General features: G+C 44.1%; 19 protein-coding genes. 11 read left to right on the forward strand and 8 right to left on the reverse strand.

Annotated elements, in window-relative coordinates; genetic code table 11:
* Positions 1-99: 99 nt before the first annotated feature.
* Positions 100-2034, reverse strand: coding sequence for a 1-deoxy-D-xylulose-5-phosphate synthase (locus tag J0L83_13410; protein ID MBN8665574.1), 1935 nt, complete (start codon positions 2032-2034; stop codon positions 100-102).
* 187 nt (positions 2035-2221) lie between these two features.
* Here J0L83_13410 and J0L83_13415 point away from each other — a divergent pair, with 187 nt between their 5' ends.
* The 3 genes from J0L83_13415 to J0L83_13425 are packed head-to-tail and all read left to right on the forward strand — an operon-like array spanning position 2222 to position 5335.
* Positions 2222-3268: a histidine kinase gene (locus tag J0L83_13415; GenBank protein MBN8665575.1), complete on the forward strand. Its 1047-nt coding sequence runs from the start codon at positions 2222-2224 to the stop codon at positions 3266-3268.
* Positions 3269-3278: 10 nt separating this feature from the next.
* Positions 3279-4010 (forward strand): response regulator transcription factor, encoded by a 732-nt coding sequence (locus J0L83_13420; GenBank protein MBN8665576.1) that lies wholly within the window; start codon positions 3279-3281, stop codon positions 4008-4010.
* A gap of 41 nt (positions 4011-4051) precedes the next feature.
* Complete coding sequence (locus J0L83_13425) at positions 4052-5335, forward strand: M20/M25/M40 family metallo-hydrolase (GenBank protein MBN8665577.1); 1284 nt, start codon at positions 4052-4054, stop codon at positions 5333-5335.
* Here the strand turns inward: J0L83_13425 and J0L83_13430 are convergent.
* A complete protein-coding gene (locus J0L83_13430; protein ID MBN8665578.1) occupies positions 5332-6087 on the reverse strand; it encodes a geranylgeranylglyceryl/heptaprenylglyceryl phosphate synthase in 756 nt (251 codons plus the stop codon). The genes J0L83_13425 and J0L83_13430 overlap by 4 nt on opposite strands.
* 406 nt (positions 6088-6493) lie before the next feature.
* On the opposite strand from J0L83_13430, the gene J0L83_13435 reads away from it, so the two are divergent.
* Positions 6494-9856 (forward strand): vitamin B12-dependent ribonucleotide reductase, encoded by a 3363-nt coding sequence (locus J0L83_13435; protein ID MBN8665579.1) that lies wholly within the window; start codon positions 6494-6496, stop codon positions 9854-9856.
* An 87-nt stretch (positions 9857-9943) separates the two neighbouring features.
* Here the strand turns inward: J0L83_13435 and J0L83_13440 are convergent, their stop codons facing one another.
* Both J0L83_13440 and metG read right to left on the reverse strand, forming a co-directional pair.
* Positions 9944-10288, reverse strand: coding sequence for a hypothetical protein (locus tag J0L83_13440; GenBank protein ID MBN8665580.1), 345 nt, complete (start codon positions 10286-10288; stop codon positions 9944-9946).
* Positions 10289-10408: 120 nt separating this feature from the next.
* Positions 10409-12520 carry a methionine--tRNA ligase gene (metG, locus tag J0L83_13445; protein MBN8665581.1) on the reverse strand — a complete coding sequence of 704 codons (2112 nt, stop codon included), beginning with the start codon at positions 12518-12520 and terminating at the stop codon, positions 10409-10411.
* A gap of 62 nt (positions 12521-12582) precedes the next feature.
* Here metG and J0L83_13450 point away from each other — a divergent pair, with 62 nt between their 5' ends.
* The 3 genes from J0L83_13450 (at position 12583) to J0L83_13460 (ending at position 14802) form a co-directional block, all read left to right on the forward strand.
* Positions 12583-13491, forward strand: a complete 909-nt coding sequence (locus tag J0L83_13450; GenBank protein ID MBN8665582.1) for an LD-carboxypeptidase — start codon at positions 12583-12585, stop codon at positions 13489-13491.
* Positions 13492-13556: 65 nt separating this feature from the next.
* Complete coding sequence (locus J0L83_13455; GenBank protein ID MBN8665583.1) at positions 13557-14273, forward strand: class I SAM-dependent methyltransferase; 717 nt, start codon at positions 13557-13559, stop codon at positions 14271-14273.
* 1 nt (position 14274) lies between these two features.
* A complete protein-coding gene (locus tag J0L83_13460; GenBank protein MBN8665584.1) occupies positions 14275-14802 on the forward strand; it encodes a hypothetical protein in 528 nt (175 codons plus the stop codon).
* Here J0L83_13460 and J0L83_13465 read toward each other — a convergent pair whose 3' ends face one another.
* Genes J0L83_13465 through J0L83_13480 form a run of 4 tightly spaced genes read right to left on the reverse strand, consistent with a single transcriptional unit; the run spans position 14803 to position 18747 of the window.
* On the reverse strand, positions 14803-15606 hold the full coding sequence (locus J0L83_13465) for an alpha/beta fold hydrolase (protein MBN8665585.1): 804 nt from the start codon (positions 15604-15606) through the stop codon (positions 14803-14805).
* 20 nt (positions 15607-15626) lie between these two features.
* The gene (locus J0L83_13470; protein ID MBN8665586.1) at positions 15627-16412 is read right to left on the reverse strand and encodes an alpha/beta fold hydrolase; all 786 of its coding nucleotides are present in this window, start codon (positions 16410-16412) and stop codon (positions 15627-15629) included.
* Positions 16413-16456: 44 nt separating this feature from the next.
* Positions 16457-16765: a rhodanese-like domain-containing protein gene (locus J0L83_13475; protein MBN8665587.1), complete on the reverse strand. Its 309-nt coding sequence runs from the start codon at positions 16763-16765 to the stop codon at positions 16457-16459.
* A complete protein-coding gene (locus J0L83_13480; protein ID MBN8665588.1) occupies positions 16762-18747 on the reverse strand; it encodes a KUP/HAK/KT family potassium transporter in 1986 nt (661 codons plus the stop codon). The genes J0L83_13475 and J0L83_13480 overlap by 4 nt, the downstream gene beginning before the upstream one ends.
* A 174-nt stretch (positions 18748-18921) precedes the next feature.
* Here J0L83_13480 and J0L83_13485 point away from each other — a divergent pair, with 174 nt between their 5' ends.
* The 4 genes from J0L83_13485 to J0L83_13500 are packed head-to-tail and all read left to right on the forward strand — an operon-like array spanning position 18922 to position 22652.
* A complete protein-coding gene (locus J0L83_13485; protein MBN8665589.1) occupies positions 18922-20490 on the forward strand; it encodes a hypothetical protein in 1569 nt (522 codons plus the stop codon).
* A gap of 11 nt (positions 20491-20501) precedes the next feature.
* Complete coding sequence (locus J0L83_13490) at positions 20502-21485, forward strand: hypothetical protein (GenBank protein ID MBN8665590.1); 984 nt, start codon at positions 20502-20504, stop codon at positions 21483-21485.
* A gap of 49 nt (positions 21486-21534) precedes the next feature.
* The gene (gene purQ, locus J0L83_13495; GenBank protein MBN8665591.1) at positions 21535-22194 is read left to right on the forward strand and encodes a phosphoribosylformylglycinamidine synthase subunit PurQ; all 660 of its coding nucleotides are present in this window, start codon (positions 21535-21537) and stop codon (positions 22192-22194) included.
* A gap of 5 nt (positions 22195-22199) precedes the next feature.
* A complete protein-coding gene (locus J0L83_13500) occupies positions 22200-22652 on the forward strand; it encodes a hypothetical protein (GenBank protein ID MBN8665592.1) in 453 nt (150 codons plus the stop codon).

Genomic DNA, 22652 nt, shown 5'->3' on the forward strand with positions numbered 1-22652 from the left:
GTGGGGGTGTTTTCACGGATTTTTTCCGTTGATTAACGGGGTAAGTCAATAAAAAAGCCGCAATAAGCGGCTTTAAATAGTTCTATTATTGTTGATGGATTATCCTGCAATCTGGCTCACCAGCACAGTGTCCTTCATCATCACACGTGCGGTGTCTGCAATGGCTTTGGCGTCGTAGCCGCATTCTCTATGCAGTTCTTTTAAGGTGCCATGTTCTACGATTCTATCCGGAATGCCCAGCATCGTCACCTTAGCTTGATAATTGTACTTAGCCATAAACTCTAGAATCGCACTGCCAAAACCACCTACAATGGTGCCATCTTCTACCGTGATGATCTTGTTGTACTTGCTGAACACTTCGTGCAGTAGTTGCTCATCCAATGGCTTCACAAAACGAAGGTCATAATGTGCGGGATCAATACCTTCTGTGCGCAATTCACGAATGGCAGTGGTAGCAAAATTGCCTGGGTGACCAAAACTCAAGATTGCCAGTTCCTGACCATCTTTGATTTTACGTCCCTTACCAATTTCAATTTCTTCCAGTGGTGTTCTCCACTCAGGCATCACACCTTCACCTCTAGGATAACGAATCACAAATGGATGCTGGTTCTTTTCCAACTGAGCAGTGTACATCAGGTTACGTAATTCTTGCTCATTCATCGGTGCACTTACCACGAGGTAAGGAATACAACGCATGTAAGCAATATCATACGCACCATGGTGTGTTGGTCCGTCTTCACCCACCAAGCCTGCTCTGTCTAAACAGAAGACCACAGGCAGTTTCTGTATCGCTACATCATGCACCACTTGGTCAAAAGCACGTTGCATGAAGGAAGAATAGATATTACAGAACACACGCAAGCCTTGTGTAGCCATACCGGCACTCAGGGTTACGGCATGTTGTTCGCAAATGCCCACATCAAAAGCGCGGTGCGGCATTTTATCCATCATGAATTTCAGCGAAGAACCGGAAGGCATGGCTGGTGTTACACCCATTACTTTCTCGTTCTTTTCAGCGAGTTCTATGATGGTATGACCAAATACATCTTGGTATTTAGGCGGCTGAGGTGCATCGATGGTTTTCTTGAAAATCTCACCCGTTACTTTATCGAATAAGCCCGGTGCATGCCATTTGGTTTGGTCTTTTTCAGCCAATGCATAACCCTTACCCTTCACTGTTACAATATGCAACAACTTGGGGCCTGGAATTTCTCTCAAGTCTTTGAGTGTATCTACCAGCTTGGTGATATTATGCCCGTCAATCGGACCAAAATAGCGCAGTTTCAATGCTTCAAACAAGTTGCTGCTCTTGCTCACCATGCCCTTCATCGCATGTTCCAGCTTGCTGGCTACTTCTCTGCTGAAGCTCTTGCCTACCGGCAATTTGCCGAGGATATTCCATACCTCATCGCGCACTTTGTTGTAAGTAGGTGAAGTAGAGATATCAGTTAGATATTCTTTGAGCGCACCCACATTCGGGTCGATGCTCATACAGTTATCGTTCAGAATAATCAGCACATCGCTATCGGCCACGCCGGCATGGTTCATGCCTTCGAAAGCCATACCGGCTGTCATAGAACCATCGCCAATTACGGCAACCACCTTTCTATCAGGCTCGCCCTTGTATTTAGATGCCATGGCCATACCCAATGCTGCAGAAATAGAGGTAGAAGAGTGCCCCACACCAAATGTGTCGAATTCACTCTCGCTGCGCTTAGGGAAACCACTTAAGCCTTTGTATTTACGGTTGGTGTGGAAATTATCGCGACGGCCGGTTAAAATCTTGTGTCCATAAGCCTGGTGGCCTACATCCCATACGAGTTGATCGTAAGGGGTATTGTAGATATAATGCAGGGCCACGCTTAGCTCCACCACACCCAGACTGGCGCCAAAATGTCCACCATGTACACTCACGATATCGATGATGTACTGGCGCAATTCGTCACAAACCTGGTGCAATTGCTCCCGGCTGATCTTTTTCAGGTCATCCGGGGAATTGAGCTGTTGTAACAGGGGGCCTGGTTGAATCTCCATGTATCCTTTTTTAGGTTGTAAAAATAGCTGTTTGCCGTTTAGGAAAGGCTATACAAAGAGTCAAAACATTCCACAAACCCATTAGTTCGCCGATTTTCAGCATTTGTTTCTGCCAGACAGGGACGGATATGACCACTGGTCAAGAAACCGGCTTCTTTTGGCAACCCGCTGGTTATATTTGTTTTGCATGAGGACAAGACTAGCATATTGGTGGTGCCAGTTTGGTGGCTGGCTGTTGTATGGACTAACCATATTGTTTTTTGCATTCGTATTCGATCAGAAAATATCTGTTTTTCAATACCAAAGACTGGCTTTAACCATCGTTATCGGGTTCATTTTTACCCATGTACTCCGCTATTTGTTCCATGCATTCAAGTTGTTACCCCCCCTCCGTAAGAGAAGATGGATTGAACTGGGGCTGGTGGTTTTGGGTATTTCTGTTTTATATAGTCTGGCGAATAGTGCTATTGTAGAATGGCTGAAACTCTATAATCCCGAGCGTAAATTCTCATTAGAGCGCAGAACGCTGTACAATTTCTTTAACGATACACCCATTATCCTTGTTTGGTCGTCTATTTACTATATCTGGCATTATATCGAGTTAGGTCAGAATACTGAACTGGATAAGGTAAGATTAGAAAGCTTAGTAAAGGAATTGCAGCTTAAAACATTGAAGTCACACATCAATCCGCATTTCATCTTCAATGCCTTGAATAGCATTCGTGCACTGGTGGATGAAAACCCGGAAAGAGCGAGAACGGCCATTACAGAATTAAGCAATCTGCTGCGTAGCAGCATGCAGGCTGAAAAGCTAGAGACTGCTCCGCTGGAGCGCGAATTGAATATTGTGAAAGATTATCTGGCGTTGGAGCATATTCGTTTTGAAGACAGGTTGCGTGTGGAATATGATATTGATGAAGACACATTGGATCAGGCTGTGCCGCCGATGATGTTGCAAACCCTGGTGGAGAATGCCATTAAGCATGGCATCAGTAAGCAGAAAGAAGGTGGATTGATTAAAGTGATTTCCGATTTCCGTGAGAGTCACCACGAGCTGATTGTCCAAAACACCGGTAAGCTCACGGGTGAGATTAATCAGGATGGGTTCGGGCTATCCAGCACACAACATCGTTTACAGTTGTTGTTTGGCGAAAAAGCCTCTTTTTCCATTACTGAAAAGGAAAATAGTATTGTTGAAGCAAAAGTTATTTTGCCCGTAGAAGGCGTCCTATAAATACACAAACATGGCCATTAAAGCAATCATCATTGACGACGAGCGATTGGCACGTAACGAGTTAAAAAAACTCTTACAAGTGCACCCTGAGATTGAGATTATTGAAGAAGCCGCAAATGTGGACGACGGCATTGAGAAAATTGAAAGTATGAATCCGGAATTGATTTTTCTGGACATACAAATGCCCGGTAAAACAGGTTTCGATTTGTTGACAGAAGTGGAAAGAGCGCCCAAGGTGATTTTCACGACTGCTTACGACGAGTATGCCATCAAAGCTTTTGAAGTAAATGCTTTGGATTATCTGCAAAAACCCATTGAGCCCAAGCGTTTGTCGGATGCCATCCACAAACTGCAGATGGAAATTCAGAAAGAGAAAGCTGGTTTGCAACAAGGTAATCGCGGTCCGCTCACAGAAGAAGATCAAGTTTTTGTAAAAGACGGTGAACGTTGCTGGTTTGTGAAGCTAAGCGAAATACGTTTGTTTGAAAGCGTTGGCAATTATGCAAAAGTATTCTTCGGTACCAATAAGCCACTTATCCTGAAATCCTTGAACGCACTGGAAGAAAGATTGGATGACAGGGTGTTCTTCCGAGCCAACAGAAAACATATCATCAACCTTCGTTGGATTGAAAAAATTGAGCCTTATTTCAACGGTGGTCTGCTGGTAGATTTGAAAGGTGGTGAGAAGATTGAAGTGAGCAGAAGACAAACCGTGAAGTTTAAAGAAATGATGAGTTTATAAGTTCAGAACCCCGAATTAATCGGGGTTTTTAATGAAATCATATGAAATCAAGTTTACTAGTTGCATTAGGTTTTTGTGCTACTGCTGTAGTGGCGCAATCTCCAGAGAAAATCATCAGTGTTAAAGAAGTTACCCGCATTGAAACTGCACTTGCATCAGATGAGATGATGGGTAGAAGAACGGGCACGCCGGGTATTGAAAAAGCAGCTGATTTTATTGCTGCGGAGTTTAAAAAAATTGGCTTGAAAACCTGGCCTGGTTTAACTAGTTATCGTCAGGAGTTTTCGATTCTGCGTGCACGCGCTTTGTCTACTACTGCCAGCTGGAACGATCAATCGCTTGCTGCTAATGCGGTAATGGTCATCACGCCGCAGGCGGAATTAACTGTGAACAATGCTTCTGGTTATAACACGATCAAGATTGCGCCAGGTGACAATTTATTTGAAAAAGCACAAGAGATTGCAGCCAGTGGAAAAGCAGCACTGGTGCTGGTTGACAAGGCGCACGAGAAAAATTTTCCCCGCTTGTCATTCTTGCGCAGAAGCATCACCAAGGATCAGTCGAATTTGGTTTTTGTGTTGAGTAATGATGCTGCAAGCAGTTTTGCAATTCAATACAAGCAAGAAGTAACAGAACAGAAAATGGCTAATGTAGTAGGGGTGTTGCCGGGTAAAAGCAAGGCCAATGAATATGTGGTATTCTCTGGACATTATGATCATTTGGGTATTGGTAAACCCGATGCGAAAATGGATTCCATCTTCAATGGTGCCAATGATGATGCAGCGGGCACTACAGCCATGATTATGCTGGCCAAATATTACAAGAAAGCAAAGAACAATGAGCGCACACTGGTATTTGCTGCATTTACTGCAGAGGAAGTAGGTGGTTTCGGTTCTCAATATTTTTCCAAGCAAATGGATCCTAATCAAGTGATGGCCATGTTCAATATTGAAATGATTGGTACCGATAGTAAGTGGGGTAAGAATTCTGCTTATATCACTGGTTATGAACAAACCAATATGGGTGCGATTCTGCAGAAGAATTTAGCAGGAACAGGGTTCAACTTTTATCCTGACCCTTATCCTGATCAGCAATTATTCTATCGTTCTGATAATGCTACATTGGCAAGATTGGGTGTGCCTGCACATACCATCTCTACTTCTAAGATGGATAGTGAACCCAACTACCACAAACAGAGCGATGAAGTGAGCACATTGGATATGGAGAACATGACGCAGATCATTCGTTCTATTGCATTAAGTGCAAGAGGGATTGTTGCAGGTAAAGAAACACCTACACGTGTGAATACAAAGAATCTGCGTTAAGCATTAACGGGAATACTGTGAATGGCTGCGGCCATTTCTTTAATTAAGCCGGCATCTTTTTCGATGGCATTGCCAACGACGATGATGTCGGCTCCTGCTTTGCAATTGCGGTAAGCTTTTTCGGGATCAGTGATGCCGCCACCAACAATGAGTGGCACATCAATACTTGCAGCAACTTTTTCAATCATGCTTTCAGTAATCGCACGTTTGGCACCGCTGCCTGCATCCATGTAAATCAGCTTCATGCCCAGCATTTCACCAGCCATGGCTGTGCACATCGCAATCTCATTTTTATCTGCAGGAATAGGTGTTGCGTTAGAAATGTATGAAACAGTAGTAGGTGCACCACCATCAACAACCATATAACCGGTAGGCATGATTTCTAATCCACTCTTTTTTACAAAAGGTGCACTGATTACATGCTGACCAATCAGCAATTCCGGATTACGACCAGATATCAAGGAGAGGTATAAAAGCGCATCTGCATATCTGCTTACCTGAGAAGGTGAACCTGGAAAGAGAATCACCGGAATGTCGCAGAGTGCTTTAATCTGTTGTATGCATTCATCCAAATGGCTGGAGATCACCAGGCTTCCGCCGACAAAGAAATAATCCACACGGGCTTCGGTGGCCAGACCCACCAGTTGTTCAATGCTGGTAGCGTTCACCTTATCGGGGTCGATCAGTACGGCAAAGGATTTTTGTCCGCGCTGCTTCCTGTCTTTGATCTTGTTATACAATGCCTGATTCATGAATGCGTTTGAGCCCTTGCAAAAATGCAGAAAAAAGGCCGAATGGTTTTTGTTTAATCAAATCTCTGCACAAAATAGGGGGCAAATCCATGTCCACAAAGCGTTTCAGCAAAAATCTACCCTAAACCTTTCATCCTAAGCAAGTTCAACAGAAAATATTAAGGAATTCCAGTCAGAATCAGCAGCAATTTTTCAAAATTTCTTATGAACAGGTGTGAACATTCGAGCAAATGCAGCCCTGTTCGGCACTGCCAAAAAATCCACATCTGTTTTCCACAAACTGTGGATTGAATACCCCTTGGATTTCCCCCTGCTACAGATATTTTCGTCAACCACTCATCCAAAAATGGCTGGGGCTGATTGTTAACCACATTTACTTACCCATACCCAAAACCAGGACTGCTTTATGGCTAACCCTCGCGCTAACAAAGGCTTGCAATTTTCTCGCCGCTTTACCAAAGACGATGTATCCGTTTTTGATTTGTTCGACTACGATTATCGTACCAGCATCATCCGCAACCCAAGCGGAGAAGTGGTATTCGAAATGAACAACGTAGAAGTTCCTAAACAATGGAGTCAGATTGCTACTGATATCCTTGCACAAAAATATTTCCGTAAAGCAGGTGTGCCGCAAGCGGATGGTTCACTGGGTCGTGAGACCAGTGTGAAGCAGGTAGCACATCGTATGGCGAACTGCTGGCGTGTATGGGGTGAGCGTTATGGTTATTTTGCTTCTGAAAAAGATGCGCAAATATTCTATGATGAATTAGCCTACAGCATCCTGAACCAAAGCTGCGTGCCTAACAGTCCGCAGTGGTTCAATACCGGCTTGTATGAAAGCTATGGTATTGCGGGTAAGCCTCAGGGTCACTACTATGTAGATCCTGTGGATGGTGAATTGAAAAAATCTAAGAATGCTTATGAGCGTCCTCAGCCTCACGCTTGTTTCATTCTCTCTGTAGACGATGATTTGGTGAATGATGGTGGTATCATGGATCTCTGGGTTCGTGAAGCACGCATCTTCAAATACGGCTCTGGTGTGGGTACCAATTTCAGTCGTATCCGCGGTGGCGGTGAAAAACTGAGCGGTGGTGGTACATCCAGTGGTTTGATGAGCTTCCTGAAGATTGGCGACCGCGCTGCAGGTGCGATCAAGAGTGGTGGTACTACTCGTCGCGCTGCCAAGATGGTTTGTCTGGATCTGGATCACCCAGAGATCATGGAATTCATCGACTGGAAAGTGGAAGAAGAGAAAAAAGTAGGCGCATTGATCGCTGCCGGTTATCCAAGCGATTATGAAGGTGAAGCATATTTAACGGTATCTGGTCAGAACTCAAATAACTCTGTACGTATCCCTAACGAATTCTTCGAGAAACTGGAGAAGGGTGAAGATTGGGAACTGAAAGCACGTACAGATGGTCGTACCATGAAGAAAGTGCCTGCGAGCAAAGTGTGGGAGAAAATCTCTTATGCTGCATGGCGTTGTGCTGATCCTGGTACACAGTATGATACTACTATCAACGAATGGCATACATGTCCACAAGGTGGCCGGATCAATGCGTCTAACCCTTGTTCTGAGTACATGTTCTTAGACAATACCGCTTGTAACCTGGCTTCTATCAACCTGCGTAAGTTCTTCGATGAGCAAACCAACCTGATGGATGTAGAAGGTTTGGAATACATCAGCCGTTTGTGGACTGTGGTATTGGAAATCTCTGTGTTGATGGCGCAGTTCCCATCTAAAGAAGTAGCACAATTGTCTTACGATTACAGAACACTGGGTCTTGGTTTTGCCAACCTGGGTACTGTACTGATGATCAGCGGTATTGCTTATGACAGTGAAGAAGCACGCGGTATTGCGGGTGCGATCTCTGCGATCATGACAGGTATTGCTTATAAGACATCTGCTGAGATGGCTGCCCTGCATGGTCCGTTCCCACGTTACAAAGAGAATAAGGAAGATATGCTGCGTGTAATGCGCAACCACAGAGCGGCTGCTTATGATGCAGAAGAAGCTTATGTAGGTCTGAGCATCAAGCCACAAGGTATTAAAGCACAGTACTGCCCTGACTACCTGCTGAAGAGTGCTACCAAAGCATGGGATGATGCAGTGAAGCTGGGTGAGAAATACGGTTACCGCAACGCACAGACAACCGTAATTGCACCAACCGGTACAATTGGTCTGGTAATGGATTGCGATACAACAGGTGTTGAACCAGATTTCGCACTGGTGAAGTTCAAGAAACTGTCTGGTGGTGGTTATTTCAAAATCATCAACGGTGCTGTACCTAATGCGCTGAAGACATTGGGTTACACACAAGATCAAATCAATGCGATTGAAAAATATGCAGTAGGTGCTGCTACCTTGGAAGGTGCACCATTCGTGAATCCTGAAACACTGGCTGCGAAAGGATTTACTGCAGAAGAAATCAGCAAATTGAACGGTGCTGTAAAGAGCGCATTTGAAATTGGTTTTGCTTTCAACAGATTCACACTTGGTGAAGCTTGTCTGGAAAGACTGGGCTTTACACCTGATCAATACAATGATTGGAGCTTCAACTTGCTGGAAGCTTTAGGTTTCAGCGATGAAGAGATTGATGCTGCTAACGACTACGTGTGCGGTACCATGACTGTAGAAGGTGCACCATTCTTGAAAGAAGAACACCTCTCTGTATTTGATTGTGCCAACAAGTGTGGTAAGAAAGGTGAGCGTTATATCCATGCACATGGCCACATCCGCATGATGGCTGCTTGTCAGCCATTCCTGAGCGGTGCGATTTCTAAGACCATCAACCTGCCTCACGAAGCATCTATTGATGAGATTGCTGATTCTTACATGCTGAGCTGGCAGTTGGGTCTGAAAGCTTGTGCCCTGTATCGTGATGGTTCTAAGTTGAGCCAGCCATTGAGCAACAAGTCAGACAAGAAGAAGAAAAAAGAAGATGCAGAAGAAACTGCTGCTGAAGCAACCGTAGCTGAAGCACCATCTGCAGAAAGCAATATTGTTGACTTAACTAAGTTGACTGTAGAAGAACTGCTGGATGAAGTAACACGCCGTATGCAGGCTTCTGCTGATACTACATTGAAGCGTCAGCTGTCTAAGATCGTTGAGCGCAAGTCAATGCCTGCTAAGCGTCGTGGCTTTACACAGAAAGCCAAGATCAATGGCCAGGTGATCTTCCTCCGCACAGGTGAATATGGTGATGGTACACTCGGTGAAATCTTCATCGATCTGGCCAAAGAAGGTTCTACAGTTCGCAGCTTGATGAACTGCTTCGCTATCGCTATCTCTGTTGGTCTCCAGTATGGTGTACCATTGGAAGAGTTTGTAGAGAAGTTTGTCTTCACCCGCTTTGAACCAGCTGGTATGGTAGACCATCCGAATATCAAGACAACGACTTCACTGGTTGACTTTGTGTTCCGCGCATTGGCTTACGAATACCTCGGCAGAACTGATTTAGTACATGTGTTAGACAAGCCTGAGATTGGTAACACCGGTGATGATGATGGAGACATCACTTTGCTGGGAAAGCCTGAGCTGAGCAGTGTTCGTGTAACAGCACCAGTTGCTGCCAGCACTACACCTGCTCCTGCAGCCAAAGCACAACGTGCAGCAATAAATGCAGAAAACTCATTGGATATGGTGAATGCAGCTGCTAAAAATATGCAGAGCGATGCACCAGCATGTAACACCTGCGGTCATATCACTATCCGTAGCGGTACTTGCTACAAGTGTCTGAACTGCGGTAACAGCATGGGATGCAGTTAAGTAAGTAGTAAGTGAAAAGTGAGAAGCAAAATGTAAAAGCAAACAGGCTCACAATAATAAAGGCGATGGAATCCATCGCCTTTTCTTTTATCCGCCGTTACGGTTATCTCTTCTGTCTTCACGTCTATCACGTTTGTCTTCTTTGCGATCGCGGCGATCTTCTCTTCTGTCGCGCTTATTTTCTTTACGGTCTCTGATATCTTCCAGCTTGTCTCGCTTGCCGCCATTGTGTTTGGCATCACGTATATCTTCTCTTGCATCGCGTTTGTCTTCGCGCCTGTCGCGTAGATCTTCTTTCCTGTCACGCTTGTCTTCTCTGCGGTCACGACGGTCTTCTACACGATCAGCCACTTTTGCGCGGGTTTGTGCAAATGCACTGTTGGCGGTAAGTATAGCGGTGAGCAATGCACCTGCAATGAATAATTTTTTCATGGTTTCTATTTTGTGGTGTGCAGGTATGACCATGCGCTTGCCTTTTCGTTTAATCAATGAAATGCAAAAGAAAATCCCCGCATTGTGCGGGGATTGGTATGAATTCGATGAAATACAAGCCTAGCTTACGCCTGCGCCAGGATTGATCTTGTCTTCCGGATTTACGAAATGCAGTTTGCCATTGGCATCTTCTGCCATCAGAATCATGCCCTGGCTTTCAATGCCGCGCATTTTTCTGGGGGCTAGGTTTACCACAACCGTTGCTTGCTTACCAACAATATCTTCCGGTTTGAAATGCAAAGCAATACCAGAAACAATCGTGCGTGTTTCAAAACCCAGATCCACTTGAAGTTTCAAGAGCTTATCTGCTTTCTCTACTTTTTCTGCTGATACAATCGTGCCTACTTTCAAATCAATCTTCGCAAAATCATCAAACACGATCTCTGGTTTTACTGCAGGTGTTGCAGGGGCCGGAGCAGGTGTATTCGTATCCATTTTTTGTGTGCTCTTGTTTTTCAATTTCTCAATCTGAACAGCAATCTCTGCGTCTTCAATCTTGCGGAACAATAATTCCGGTGCACGCAGACTATAGCCTACACTCAAGAGTTTCAGTTTGCCTGCATTCTCCCATTCCAGCATTTTTTCTACCACTTTCATCATGTGGCACATTTTCTTCGCGGTGAATGGTAAGAAAGGATGGATCAGTATCGCCAGATTCGCTGTCAACTGCAAACAGATATGCATGCAGTTGTCAATGAGTTGTTGGTTCTCGGGTTTTTCTGCCAATGATTTGGCTACGATCCAAGGTTCTTTTTTCTGCATGTATTGATTGCCCTGACGTGCGAGATCAATCACTTCAAATAAAGCATCTCGGAACTTATACTGCTCTAACAACCCTTCTACTTTCTCTTTCGTCGCACGAAAAGCATCAATCATGGCTTTGTCGGTCTCATCTGCAATTTCTGCATGCAGTGGTGGCACTTTACCATTACAGAGTTTGTGCATCAGCACGAAAGTGCGGTTCACAAAATTGCCGAAGATGGCTACCAGCTCGCTGTTATTGGCATCTTGAAAACCTTTCCAAGTGAATTCACTGTCCTTGCTTTCAGGCGCAATAGCGGTTAGGTAATAGCGCAATACATCTGCCATTTGCGGTCCGCCATTTTCTGCCTTGATGAAATCATCAATATATTCTTGCTGATCCAGTTTCCAGTTGCGGCTGGTGCTCATTTTATCGCCTTCCAGGTTCATGAACTCATTTGCAGGCACATTTTCCGGAAGAATATGTCCGTGCAGTTTGAGCATGATGGGGAAGATGATGCAATGGAAGACGATATTGTCTTTACCGATGAAATGCACCAGTTTGGTATCTGCGTCTTTCCAGTAAGGTTCCCAATCCTTGCCATTGTCTAAAGCCCATTGTTTGGTAGCAGATACATAGCCGATGGGTGCATCAAACCATACATAGAGTTTTTTACCGGCAGCATCTGCTATAGGTACATCCACACCCCAGTCCAGATCGCGGGTAACAGCACGTGGCTGCAAACCACCATCAATCCAGCTTTTGCACTGGCCTAACACGTTTGTCTTCCAATCTTCTTTGTGTTGGTCTAAAATCCAGCTGCGCAGAAAATCTTCATGCTTATTCAAGGGCAGGTACCAATGCTTGGTGAGTTTTTTCACCGGTGCTTGTCCGCTCAAAGTAGAAACCGGGTTAATCAGTTCATCGGGACTCAAACTCTTGCCACAGCGTTCGCACTGATCGCCATAGGCGCTATCATAACTACAGTTAGGACAAGTGCCTTTGATATAACGATCGGCCAGAAAAGTCTGGGCCTGTTCATCGAAATACTGTTCGCTTTCTTTCACTTCCAGCTCGCCTGCATTATTCAGGGCAGTAAAGAATTCCTTTGCTGTTTCGTGGTGAATGGGCGCGCTAGTGCGGTGATAGATATCGAATTCAATACCAAGGTCCTGCATGTTTTGAAATAGGATGGGATGGTATTTATCGATCATTTCCTGTGGGGTAATGCCTTCTTTGGCCGCCTGGATGGGAATGGCAGTGCCATGTTCATCGCTTCCGCAGACAAACACCACATCGCGCTGCTGCGCACGCAGGTAGCGGGCGTAGATATCAGCTGGGAGGTAGGCGCCGGCCAGATGGCCGATATGCTTGAGCCCGTTTGCGTAGGGCAGGGCGGCGGTAATTAAGTATCGCTTCGGTTGGGTCATAGTTGCTTCAAAAGAGTGCAAAAATAAGCATTCGTTCCGGCCTGAAGCTTTAATATTGTTGCATGATTCGTGTTCCAGCGCCGCTGAAAAAAGGCGATACCATTGGGATTGTTTGTCCGGCCGGCTATATGCCCGCCAAAAATGCGGCTGTTTGCATTAGCACCCTGCAACAATGGGGCTTTCAGGTAAAAATTGGCAAGACCCTAGGTCATCAGCATCATTATTTCTCTGGAACTGATACGGAAAGACTGGCCGATTTGCAGCAAATGCTGGATGATGCTTCTGTAAAAGCCATTTTGTGCGGCCGTGGTGGTTATGGCGTTAGTCGAATTATTGATCAGGTTGATTGGACGAGATTCAAAAAGCAGCCCAAGTGGATTATTGGCTATAGCGATATCACGGTGCTGCATGCGGAATTGTACACGAAACTCAAAACTGCTTCTTTGCATTCGCCCATGGCGGGCGCTTTCAATGATGGTGGGGTAGAAACGCCTTTTGTACAGTCTTTGAAACCGGCATTGTTGGGTAAAGCCTATCGATATGTGGCCGAAGCACATCCGTTGAATCAATTGGGACAGGCCAATGGCGAACTGGTAGGTGGTAATTTATCATTGGTGGCGCATCTAGTAGGTACAAAATCGGCTTTCAAGACTAAGGGAAAGATTTTGTTTCTGGAAGATGTGGGCGAGTATCTCTACAATATTGACCGCATGTTTATTCAATTGAAGCGTGCTGGTATGTTGGATGGGTTGGCTGCACTCATCATTGGTGGATTTACGGAAATGAAGGATACCACCACACCATTTGGGCAAGATATCCTTACTATCATCAAAGAACAGGTGAAGGAATACAGCTATCCTGTTTGTTTTGATTTTCCGGTGAGTCATACCGAGCGCAATTATCCGCTTTGTGTGGGTATGCAGCACAGTATCAGCATCACCAAAAAACAAGTTGTGCTGAAACGACTGTAATGCTTTTGCATGCAGTAGGAAAGCCTTAATTTGCTCCAATTCTTCATCATCGCCTCGGCAAACACATGAAACTCTTTTTCATTCGCTATACCAAATTGTTGTTTGTTTACTTGCAATTGCATCGGGTGTTTGGCTGGTTGTCCGGGGCTTTTGCCAATCTATATTACCTAACACGCTTTTCTGCATGGGCTTACAACAATCGAAAAGTAGCGTACAATGATTTTCCTTGCAAGTGGGATTATTTCCGCAGGAATAAAATGTACCAGTGGGTCATTGATCAGGAGGGGTTGAATCATGCGCCGATTAATTATGTAGAGTTTGGTGTGGCATGGGGTGAATCATTCAAGTGGTGGTTGTCAAAGAATGATCATGCGGATAGTCGTTTTTATGGCTTTGATACATTCGATGGTTTACCTGAAGATTGGGGGCCTTTCAAGAAAGGTTCTTTCAGTAGTAATCATGCTTTACCTGAGATCAATGATGCGAGAGGCAGTTTCCACAAAGGACTGTTTCAGCAGAGTCTGCCGCCTTTTTTGAAAACGCTGGATAATAGCAAGCGCAAAGTGTTGATGATGGATGCTGATTTGTATTCAGCAACCTTATATGCGTTAACAACGATGGCGCCTTACCTCAAAAAAGGTGATATCATTTTCTTTGATGAATTCATTGTGCCTACGCACGAATTCAAAGCTTATCTGGATTTTGTGAGCAGCTATTATATCAATTTGGAATTAATTGCTGCTGCGAATAATTATTATTTCACTGCTTTTAAAGTTGTGTAAGATGCGTAAAGTTTATTTGTTCTTGGTGTGTGTGATGGCACTTAGTTTGGTGAAAGCACAGGATGGTGGCGACCGTATGGGTAATTTGGTGGATACCCGCTTTTTTGATCGCTTGTTTGAAGCGCGCTATATGGATAAGCCGCCGGTATTCACGTTTGGTGCAGATTCACTGAAGCGCTATTATTTCCGCAATTTTCCTGCATTTGATACGGTGTTGGCGCAAACAGTGAGTCGCGGTGACACAGCGATGTATATCCGTATTTGTTTTTCATTTACAGTTGATAGAAATGGTTTTGTTGGACAGCCCGAGTTTGATCGCGTAGCCATTACGCGCAATCCCAAATCAGATCAGGCAAGAACCTTGAAATATTTCAATAGTCAGAAAGACTATTTCGATAAAGCAATCAAACAACTCTTCTTGAAGATGCCACAATGGAGGCCGGGCTTGCAGAGTAACCGACCAGTAGATGCACGCGTGGAAGATTATCTGCAGATATGGGTGGGTATTAATCCGCCTTCAGGTACCTAATTACTGCAAAGCTTGTTGGATAGCCTGCTGCACTTGCAGTGAATCTGTTAATCCATTGTGCTCGCCACCGCGGATGGTGATGAATTGATCTCCCGGCTTGAATGATTTTTTTAGCCTCAGCGCATTGCTGTAAAAGGTTGTCCAGTCGTTAGTGCCATGCACAATGGTGATGGGTGCCGTTACTTTCTTTAGGTATTCAGCTTGAGGAATTGTATACGCCATCAATTGTCCAACAGGGTAGATGAACGCAAATTGTCTTGCCAGTGAGGTAATGCTGTAATAAGGTGTTTCCAAAAAGAGTTGTTTGCAATCGCGCTTAGCTGCTAAATAGCTGGCAATGCCTGTACCAAGTGATTTCCCGTAAATCAGGATTTGGCTTTTTTCAAATTCGAGTCGCGCTAATTTATAAACCTGCTCTGCTTCTTCGTAGAGCAGCTGTTCTGTTCTATTGCCGGTAGATTTACCAAATCCGGGATAATCGCACATCCATACCGCATACCCATATTTGGTAAATAATTGAGCGTATTTGGCATAATACCCAATATTCTTTCGATTGCCGTGAAAGTACAAGACAACACCTTTCGTGCTATCTGACTTTGCAGGGAATTTCACCAGATGAAACCTAGTGCTGCTATCGTAATAAATAAATTGCTCTGCATACGGTTGTGGAAAATCATACACATGGTCTGCAGTAACTGGCTCTGGGTGAAAGAGCATTTTGTCTTGTGTGTAATACAGGATGATGCCGCCCAGTGCATAACAGAGCAGTAATAGTTTTAACCAGCGATACTTGTCTTGCTTCACCGTGTAAAAATAGGTCTTGATCAGTACTTGAGGATATCACGGACAAAGTTGTGGTATTCCGGAAAGGAGGGTAGGTTGTTGTGTCCGCCGCCATCAATGGTGATCAGCGTAATTTTTCTGGGGTTGATGGCTTGTAGTTTTTTACTGTGTTTGATGGGGATTAACCAGTCGCGTGTACCGTGAATGATATAGGTATGGCATTCTACACGGGTAATCCAGCGATCTGTTCTTAAGTGATAGCGCAATAATATTCGGTGAGGTAGAAAGGGCGTAAATCTTTCTGCAACTTTAATGAAGCTATAGTAAGGTGCATCCAGTATGAGATAGCGTGGATGGTTATCTGCGGCTATTTTGGTGGCAAAGCCACTGCCCATACTTCTTCCATATACCAGCAGATGTTCTTCCGGATATTTTTCCAATAATTTCTGGTAAACCCACTGCATGTCTTTCAGCATCTCTTTCTCGCTTCGCTTACCTGTGCTCTTGCCAAAGCCGCGGTAGTCAACTAAAATCACATCATAGTTATAACGATAAAAATCCTTAGCATACTTTGCCCAGCCCTTAATACTTCTGGTGTTTCCGTGGAAATACAAAATCAAACCCTTGGGTTCTTTGCAATAAAAGTGTAATCCATTGATGCGTACGCCGGGAGCTACATCAAAAAACAATTCTTCAAAAGGGGCTTCGTACTGGTAGGCAAAATCCTGCGGCAGCTTTTCCGGTTTGAAGATGAATTTCTCCTGAACCAGGTAAGCAATCAATAGAATAGCCAAATAGGCAATGATGACGATTTCAATCGTGCCCATAGCAGTAGTGGTTGCTTGTAAGTTAGGCCTTTCAGCCGAAACTATCAGGGGCGTGCTAAACCGGCTTTATGCCATGCATCCATGCCTCCTTCCAGATTAATGAGGTTATCAAAACCAAACCTGTCCTCCAGCTTTTGGATGGCAATCTGGCTTCTGATGCCCTTGCGGCAATAAATGACCACAGGTTGATCTGCGGGTATCCGGTCTTTCTGGTGAATCAATTCAGCTAAGGGAATCCATATACCACCAATATGGAATGCTTCCCGTTCAAAATCTTCGCGCACATCCAATAAAACAGGAGGCGTATTGCTTTGCAATGCTTTTGCTAAATCTACTGCGCTGATCTGGTTCATTCTTCTTCAGCGTACTCGTTGAAAATTCTGGTGAGGCGCATATTGGATACCGGTGCTACAATCAGCGGGAATTTCTCGATGGTTACATTGCTGGGGTCAAGACCAAAGCCACGCTCTTCGCCAAGGCTCACTTCTTTCAACCAGAAATAGATCTTCATCACAATACGCTCCAGGAATGGTAATTCATTATCCTGACTCAGGTATTTTTCTAATACAATGAACTGGAAATCGCCCACCACATTATTACGCTCCAGGCTTTCATATCTGGATGTAATGTTCACCTCTTTGTTCTGCACCAGGTCTTCCACTACTTTGCGGAACATCAGGTTGATGCGTTGTTCCACACGGAAACCGAGGCGGAATTCCACGCGAATGATATCATTTGGGATGATGTGATCTACACTGTATTCGCAGGTATATGGATCATCTAATACATCCACGTGCACAAACCAGTAGATATCGGCACGCTTTGGTTTTTTGTTCAGGATGGAGTAAATGATTTTGTGCTCAATTTCCTTTGGGTTATTGGCACTGGTCATATAAACCAAGTGAGTAGCATATTTGGGAATGCTTTTATCATTACTGAGTTCCTGAATCATCGGAACATAGTGTTCCAATCGAACAAACTCTACGTAGCGGTTCTTGATCTTTCGGCTTCTATACCATACATACATCACAGCAAACAGGCCACCACCAACAATCAATGCTACATAACCACCGTGTGGGAATTTATCGAGGTTGGCAAAGAGGAAGCTGCCCTCGATCAAGGCAAAAGTGATCAGGAACAACCATACCAATGCTGCATGTACGCGGTGTAAAACCATGTAGTTGGCAAAGAGAATCGTTGTACTGATCATACATAAGGTGATCGCTAATCCGTAAGCTGCTTCCATTTTGGAAGAGTCTTTAAAGAATAGTACGATGCCTACGCAGCCCAAAAATAGCATCACATTGATGCCGGTGATAAAAAGCTGTCCTCTTTCCTCAGTGGGATAATTGATTTTGAGTTTTGGCCATAAGTTCAGGCGCATCGCTTCACTGATCAGGGTAAAGGAACCGCTGATCAAAGCCTGGCTGGCAATAATGGCAGCTGATGTGGCAATGATGATACCTACCAGCTTAAACCATTGCGGCATGATATTGAAGAAAGGGTTAACACTTAAATCAACATTGGTGTTGAAAACCTCGCCACTGTGTTCAGCCAGTAACCAAGCACCTTGGCCTAGGTAGTTTAAGATTAAACAGGTTTTTACAAAAGCCCAGGAGAGGCGAATATTATCGCGGCCGCAATGTCCTAAATCGCTATACAAAGCTTCCGCACCTGTGGTACATAGAAATACAGCGCCTAATATCCAGAAACCTTTGGGGTAGTTGGTGAGCAAATCAAAAGCATAATAAGGGTTAAATGCTTTGAAGATGCTGATGTAATCAGTCAAGTGAGCAATACCCAAAATAGCCAACATGGTAAACCAGATCAGCATAATGGGTCCGAAGAGTTTACCAATGGATGCTGAACCAAATTGCTGGAGGAAGAACAATACAGCCAGAATTGCGATGACGATATAGACAATCGTCATGGTAGAGATGTCGCTGAGGCCTTTCAGCTGTCTTAACCCTTCTACAGCAGAAGTAACAGAGATGGGTGGTGTAATCATCCCATCGGCCAGCAAAGCTGCGCCACCAATCATAGCTGGTAATACCAGCCATTTTCTTCTGCGTCTAACAAGGGTGTATAAACTGAATATGCCACCTTCCCCACGGTTATCTGCCCTAAGGGTGAGGATTACATACTTTACAGTAGTCTGCAGCGTCAGCGTCCAGATGATGCAGGATAAACCACCCAACACCAGTTGTTCGGTAATGGGTTTGTCATCAATGATGGCTTTTAATACGTAGAGGGGGGATGTGCCGATATCTCCGTAGATAATGCCAAGTGCAACGAGTAAACCTGCAGCAGATACTTTGCTGATATGCTTGCCCACAAAAAGCTGTATTGGTGAAGTGGATCAAAATGATTCCTTAACAAATGTATAATAATTCACTTTCCATGCTCCAATGTTTTGCCAAAGTTTTGCAAGGCTTTTGGTACAAACCCTTTGAGGGCAGGCAACAAAACGTACATTTGAGTATCTGACTATTTAAAGACAGGAGGAGATATGCGCATATTGTTCTTAGCCCTTTTTTTATTCATTACCGGTTCTGGTCTACAGGCTCAGCGAATCATTTATTCTGAGCCCGACAGGGATGATGTTCGCAGCATGAATTTTGAAGTTATTGGGAAATTGAATGGGCAGTTTCACATTTACAAAGGCTACAGGGATATACACAATGTGTCCATTTACGACGCAGAAATGCGACAGGTAGATAAGGTTAGACTTGATTTTTTGCCTGACCGCATATTTAATGCCGACTTTCTTTCTTACCCAGATTTCTATTACATGTTCTATCAGTACCAGAAGCGGAATATTGTGTACTGCATGGCTGTAAAGATGGATGATAAAGGCAAGAAAATAGGAGAGCCGGTTATTATGGATACAACAGATGTAAGCTTTTCATCCAATAACCGCATCTATACAGTTGTATTTAGTGAAGACAAGAGTAAAATATTGGCATATAAAATCAATGCAAAGAACGATAAAGCCCATACTGTAACAACAATGCTGTTTGATAAGCAGCTTGAAGTAATCCGGAAAACCCGCTTTGTGGTGAATATGCCAGAGCGTAATGATTTTCTGGAAGAGTTTCATGTAGATAATGACGGTGATTTGGCTTTTCTTCGAGCATCCGGCAGCGCGCAGAACGATAATATCAATAAGCTTTCCCTGATTTATAAATCTGCAATAGATGATGAGTTCCTCATTACGGACCTTAAGCTGCCAACCATTAATCTGGATGATATCCGTGTAAAAGTTGATAATCTAAACAAGAAATTCCTGATCACTTCTTTCTTCAGTAAAGTGAGGCGAGGCAATATTGATGGGTTATACGTGGCTATTTACGATAAAGCCGGCAGGAAAGAAGCATTGAATACAACAGTATTGTTCAACGACAACCTGCGTGCAGAAGCCAAAAATGAAAGCAGCATCAAAACGGCTTTCAATGATTTCTATATCCGTAACCTGATTCTTCGAAAAGATGGTGGTTTTATTCTCACTGCAGAAAGTATGTACAGCAGTTCGCGCGGTGGAACAATGAGCAGATGGGATTTGCTCTATGGATCACCATTTTGGTCTCCGGCTGATTATTATATGTGGGGTAATCCCTGGGCTTGGAATAATCCCTGGGCCTGGGGTGGTATGAATTCTATGGGTTGGGGTTTGAGCCCCTGGGGAATGCCCGGAGGTGGTATGGGCGGAAATTCTGTTACGCGCTTTTATGCTGACAATATTGCGCTAATGGGCTTTGATGCTACCGGTAAACTGGAGTGGAGCAATATGATTCGGAAATCTCAGTTCGACGATAACACAGATAATTTCATTGGTTTTGGTACTTTGGTTATGGGGGGGCAAATTCATTTTCTCTTCAACGTACAGGAAAAGCGAACCATGGTATTGTCTGATCAAAGTTTAACACCAGAAGGCCAATTGATCAGAAATCCTACTTTCCGGAATATTGATAAAGGACATGATTTTATGCCCAGACATGCCAAACAAGTAGGTGCAAGGCAATTGATTATGCCGAGTATGTACAAGAATTTCATTTGCTTTGCTAAAATTGACCTTTAACACCAAGCTGCGTGGTTTTTCTTTTCAGGGATAATTCATTAGTTGTACTGGTATTGCTTTTGCTCCTGAGCTTGGGCGTACATGCCCATTTCTTTGTGATACCTCCTATGTTGTCAACGGGCGACGATGGTATGCTCTCTACTTTGCTCAGGCGTTTACTGTCGCACACACCTGCCTGGGCTTTAATATGGATATATCATGGACTTATCCTGTTACAGGCTATTCAGCTTAATCTGCTTTTGAATAACCTCAAGATGCTGCATACCAATGCCTTCACCACGGCAATGGCCTATATCTTATTTACCGGTTTTTTCCCTGAATGGTCTGTGCTTTCACCTGCATTGATTGCCAACTCGCTGGTTATGTTGGTATTTACCATGCTTACGAAATTGTATAATCATGGTTCTCCCAAGTCATTGCTTTTTAATACGGGCCTACTGATTAGCCTGGCAGTAATGGCATACCACCCAACGGCCATCATGGTTTTAGTGGTTTTGTTTGCATTGGCTGTTGTGCGCCCTTTCAGGCCAGCCGAATGGGTTGTACTCTTGATGGGCATCATTTTGCCGTACTATTTTTTGGGGTCCGCTTTGTTTCTGACCAACCAACTGGAGGCAATTAATGATTATCTGCCTGATATCGGATTCTTCCTGGAGGTAGTTAAGGGTGCAGACGAATGGTATTGGGGTGCTGTGGCGCTATTTTGCCTGATTGTCTTAAACGGGTTCTATCACTGGCAATGGCAAAATGCCCGTATGGTCATTCAAATCAGGAAAAGTTGGAGTGTCCTCATCGTGATGCTAATCCTGCTATTGCCGGTGCCGCTTATTTTCAATGGTGCGGATATTCATGCCGCAATTTTGTTATTGGTGCCTGCAGCTGCTTTTGCCTCCTGTGGGTTCTTATATCCCAAAAGGTTATTGATACCCAATCTTTTGTTCTGGCTAGCCGTGGTCATTATTGTCCACAATAATTGGGTTTTGGTCAAAAATTAGCAAGGGCCTTAACAGGGCAGCACTTACCTTTACGGCTCAATTTTTAGCGATGAAATTTGGCGTTGTTGTATTCCCCGGCTCTAATTGCGACAGAGATATGCAGGATGCCCTGCAGCAAGATCTTGGCAAAGAAGTGATTATGCTATGGCATAAAGACCATGATCTCAGTATGTTTTCTACAGAGGACTGCATTGTATTGCCCGGTGGTTTCTCTTACGGCGATTATCTCCGCTGCGGTGCGATTGCCAGATTTAGTCCCTTGATGCAACAAGTGATTGAGTTTGCCAACAAAGGCGGTAAAGTACTGGGTGTCTGCAATGGATTCCAGATTTTATGCGAAAGTCATCTGCTTCCTGGCGTTTTGTTGCAGAATGCCAATCAACAGTTCATTTGTAAAAACGTGTATATCAGGAACGAGCAGACCAGTGCTTTGCAAATCCCGATTGCACATGGTGAGGGTCGTTATTATGCTGATGCAGCTACGCTGGATGAATTGGAAAAGAATGGCCAGATTTTGTTCCGCTATTGCGATGCACAAGGCAATATTGATGCTGCTTTTAACCCCAATGGTGCGGAAAGAAATATTGCCGGCATCCGAAATAAAGCCGGTAACGTATTTGGTATGATGCCACACCCTGAGCGTGCAACATCTGCAGCCCTCAATAATTTGGATGGCAAAAAAGTATTTGAATTACTCGGACTCAATTAATACCTATGAAGCGTTTTTTTGTTTGGATGGTTGCGGTGTTGCTGACTAGTTCTGTGGGTGCGCAGATTAAAGAGCCTGTTGGTTGGACTTTCAGTGCGCAAAAAAAATCAGCAGACACTTATGATTTGGTGATTAAAGCTGTTGTACCCAAGCCCTGGCATTTATACTCTCAGTTCACACCAGATGGCGGGCCCGTTCCAACCAAGTTTAGTTTTAATGCCAATCCTTTGGTAAAGTTGGAAGGTAAAGTGAAGGAGATTGGTAAGCTTCAGAAGATTCAGGATAAAATCTTTGAAACAGAAGTACGCTTTTTCTCTAATGAAGTCACATTTGTACAAACCGTGAAAGTAAAAGCTGGTGTAAAAACCAATGTAACTGGTAGCGTATTGTTTATGGTGTGCGATGATAGTCAGTGCCTGCCACCCACAAATAAAAAGTTCGATATTAAGCTGCAATAA

The organism is Chitinophagales bacterium (assembly GCA_017303835.1).
In the GTDB taxonomy this organism is placed as follows: domain Bacteria; phylum Bacteroidota; class Bacteroidia; order Chitinophagales; family Chitinophagaceae; genus JAFLBI01.

What these genes read in the sequence shown, in the direction of transcription:
- J0L83_13410 (MBN8665574.1), bottom strand. Translation starts at nt 2,034, where the DNA reads ATGGAGATTCAACCAGGCCCCCTGTTACAACAGCTCAATTCCCCGGAT.
- J0L83_13415 (MBN8665575.1), top strand. Translation starts at nt 2,222, where the DNA reads ATGAGGACAAGACTAGCATATTGGTGGTGCCAGTTTGGTGGCTGGCTG.
- J0L83_13420 (MBN8665576.1), top strand. Translation starts at nt 3,279, where the DNA reads ATGGCCATTAAAGCAATCATCATTGACGACGAGCGATTGGCACGTAAC.
- J0L83_13425 (MBN8665577.1), top strand. Translation starts at nt 4,052, where the DNA reads ATGAAATCAAGTTTACTAGTTGCATTAGGTTTTTGTGCTACTGCTGTA.
- J0L83_13430 (MBN8665578.1), bottom strand. Translation starts at nt 6,087, where the DNA reads ATGAATCAGGCATTGTATAACAAGATCAAAGACAGGAAGCAGCGCGGA.
- J0L83_13435 (MBN8665579.1), top strand. Translation starts at nt 6,494, where the DNA reads ATGGCTAACCCTCGCGCTAACAAAGGCTTGCAATTTTCTCGCCGCTTT.
- J0L83_13440 (MBN8665580.1), bottom strand. Translation starts at nt 10,288, where the DNA reads ATGAAAAAATTATTCATTGCAGGTGCATTGCTCACCGCTATACTTACC.
- metG (MBN8665581.1), bottom strand. Translation starts at nt 12,520, where the DNA reads ATGACCCAACCGAAGCGATACTTAATTACCGCCGCCCTGCCCTACGCA.
- J0L83_13450 (MBN8665582.1), top strand. Translation starts at nt 12,583, where the DNA reads ATGATTCGTGTTCCAGCGCCGCTGAAAAAAGGCGATACCATTGGGATT.
- J0L83_13455 (MBN8665583.1), top strand. Translation starts at nt 13,557, where the DNA reads ATGAAACTCTTTTTCATTCGCTATACCAAATTGTTGTTTGTTTACTTG.
- J0L83_13460 (MBN8665584.1), top strand. Translation starts at nt 14,275, where the DNA reads ATGCGTAAAGTTTATTTGTTCTTGGTGTGTGTGATGGCACTTAGTTTG.
- J0L83_13470 (MBN8665586.1), bottom strand. Translation starts at nt 16,412, where the DNA reads ATGGGCACGATTGAAATCGTCATCATTGCCTATTTGGCTATTCTATTG.
- J0L83_13475 (MBN8665587.1), bottom strand. Translation starts at nt 16,765, where the DNA reads ATGAACCAGATCAGCGCAGTAGATTTAGCAAAAGCATTGCAAAGCAAT.
- J0L83_13485 (MBN8665589.1), top strand. Translation starts at nt 18,922, where the DNA reads ATGCGCATATTGTTCTTAGCCCTTTTTTTATTCATTACCGGTTCTGGT.
- purQ (MBN8665591.1), top strand. Translation starts at nt 21,535, where the DNA reads ATGAAATTTGGCGTTGTTGTATTCCCCGGCTCTAATTGCGACAGAGAT.
- J0L83_13500 (MBN8665592.1), top strand. Translation starts at nt 22,200, where the DNA reads ATGAAGCGTTTTTTTGTTTGGATGGTTGCGGTGTTGCTGACTAGTTCT.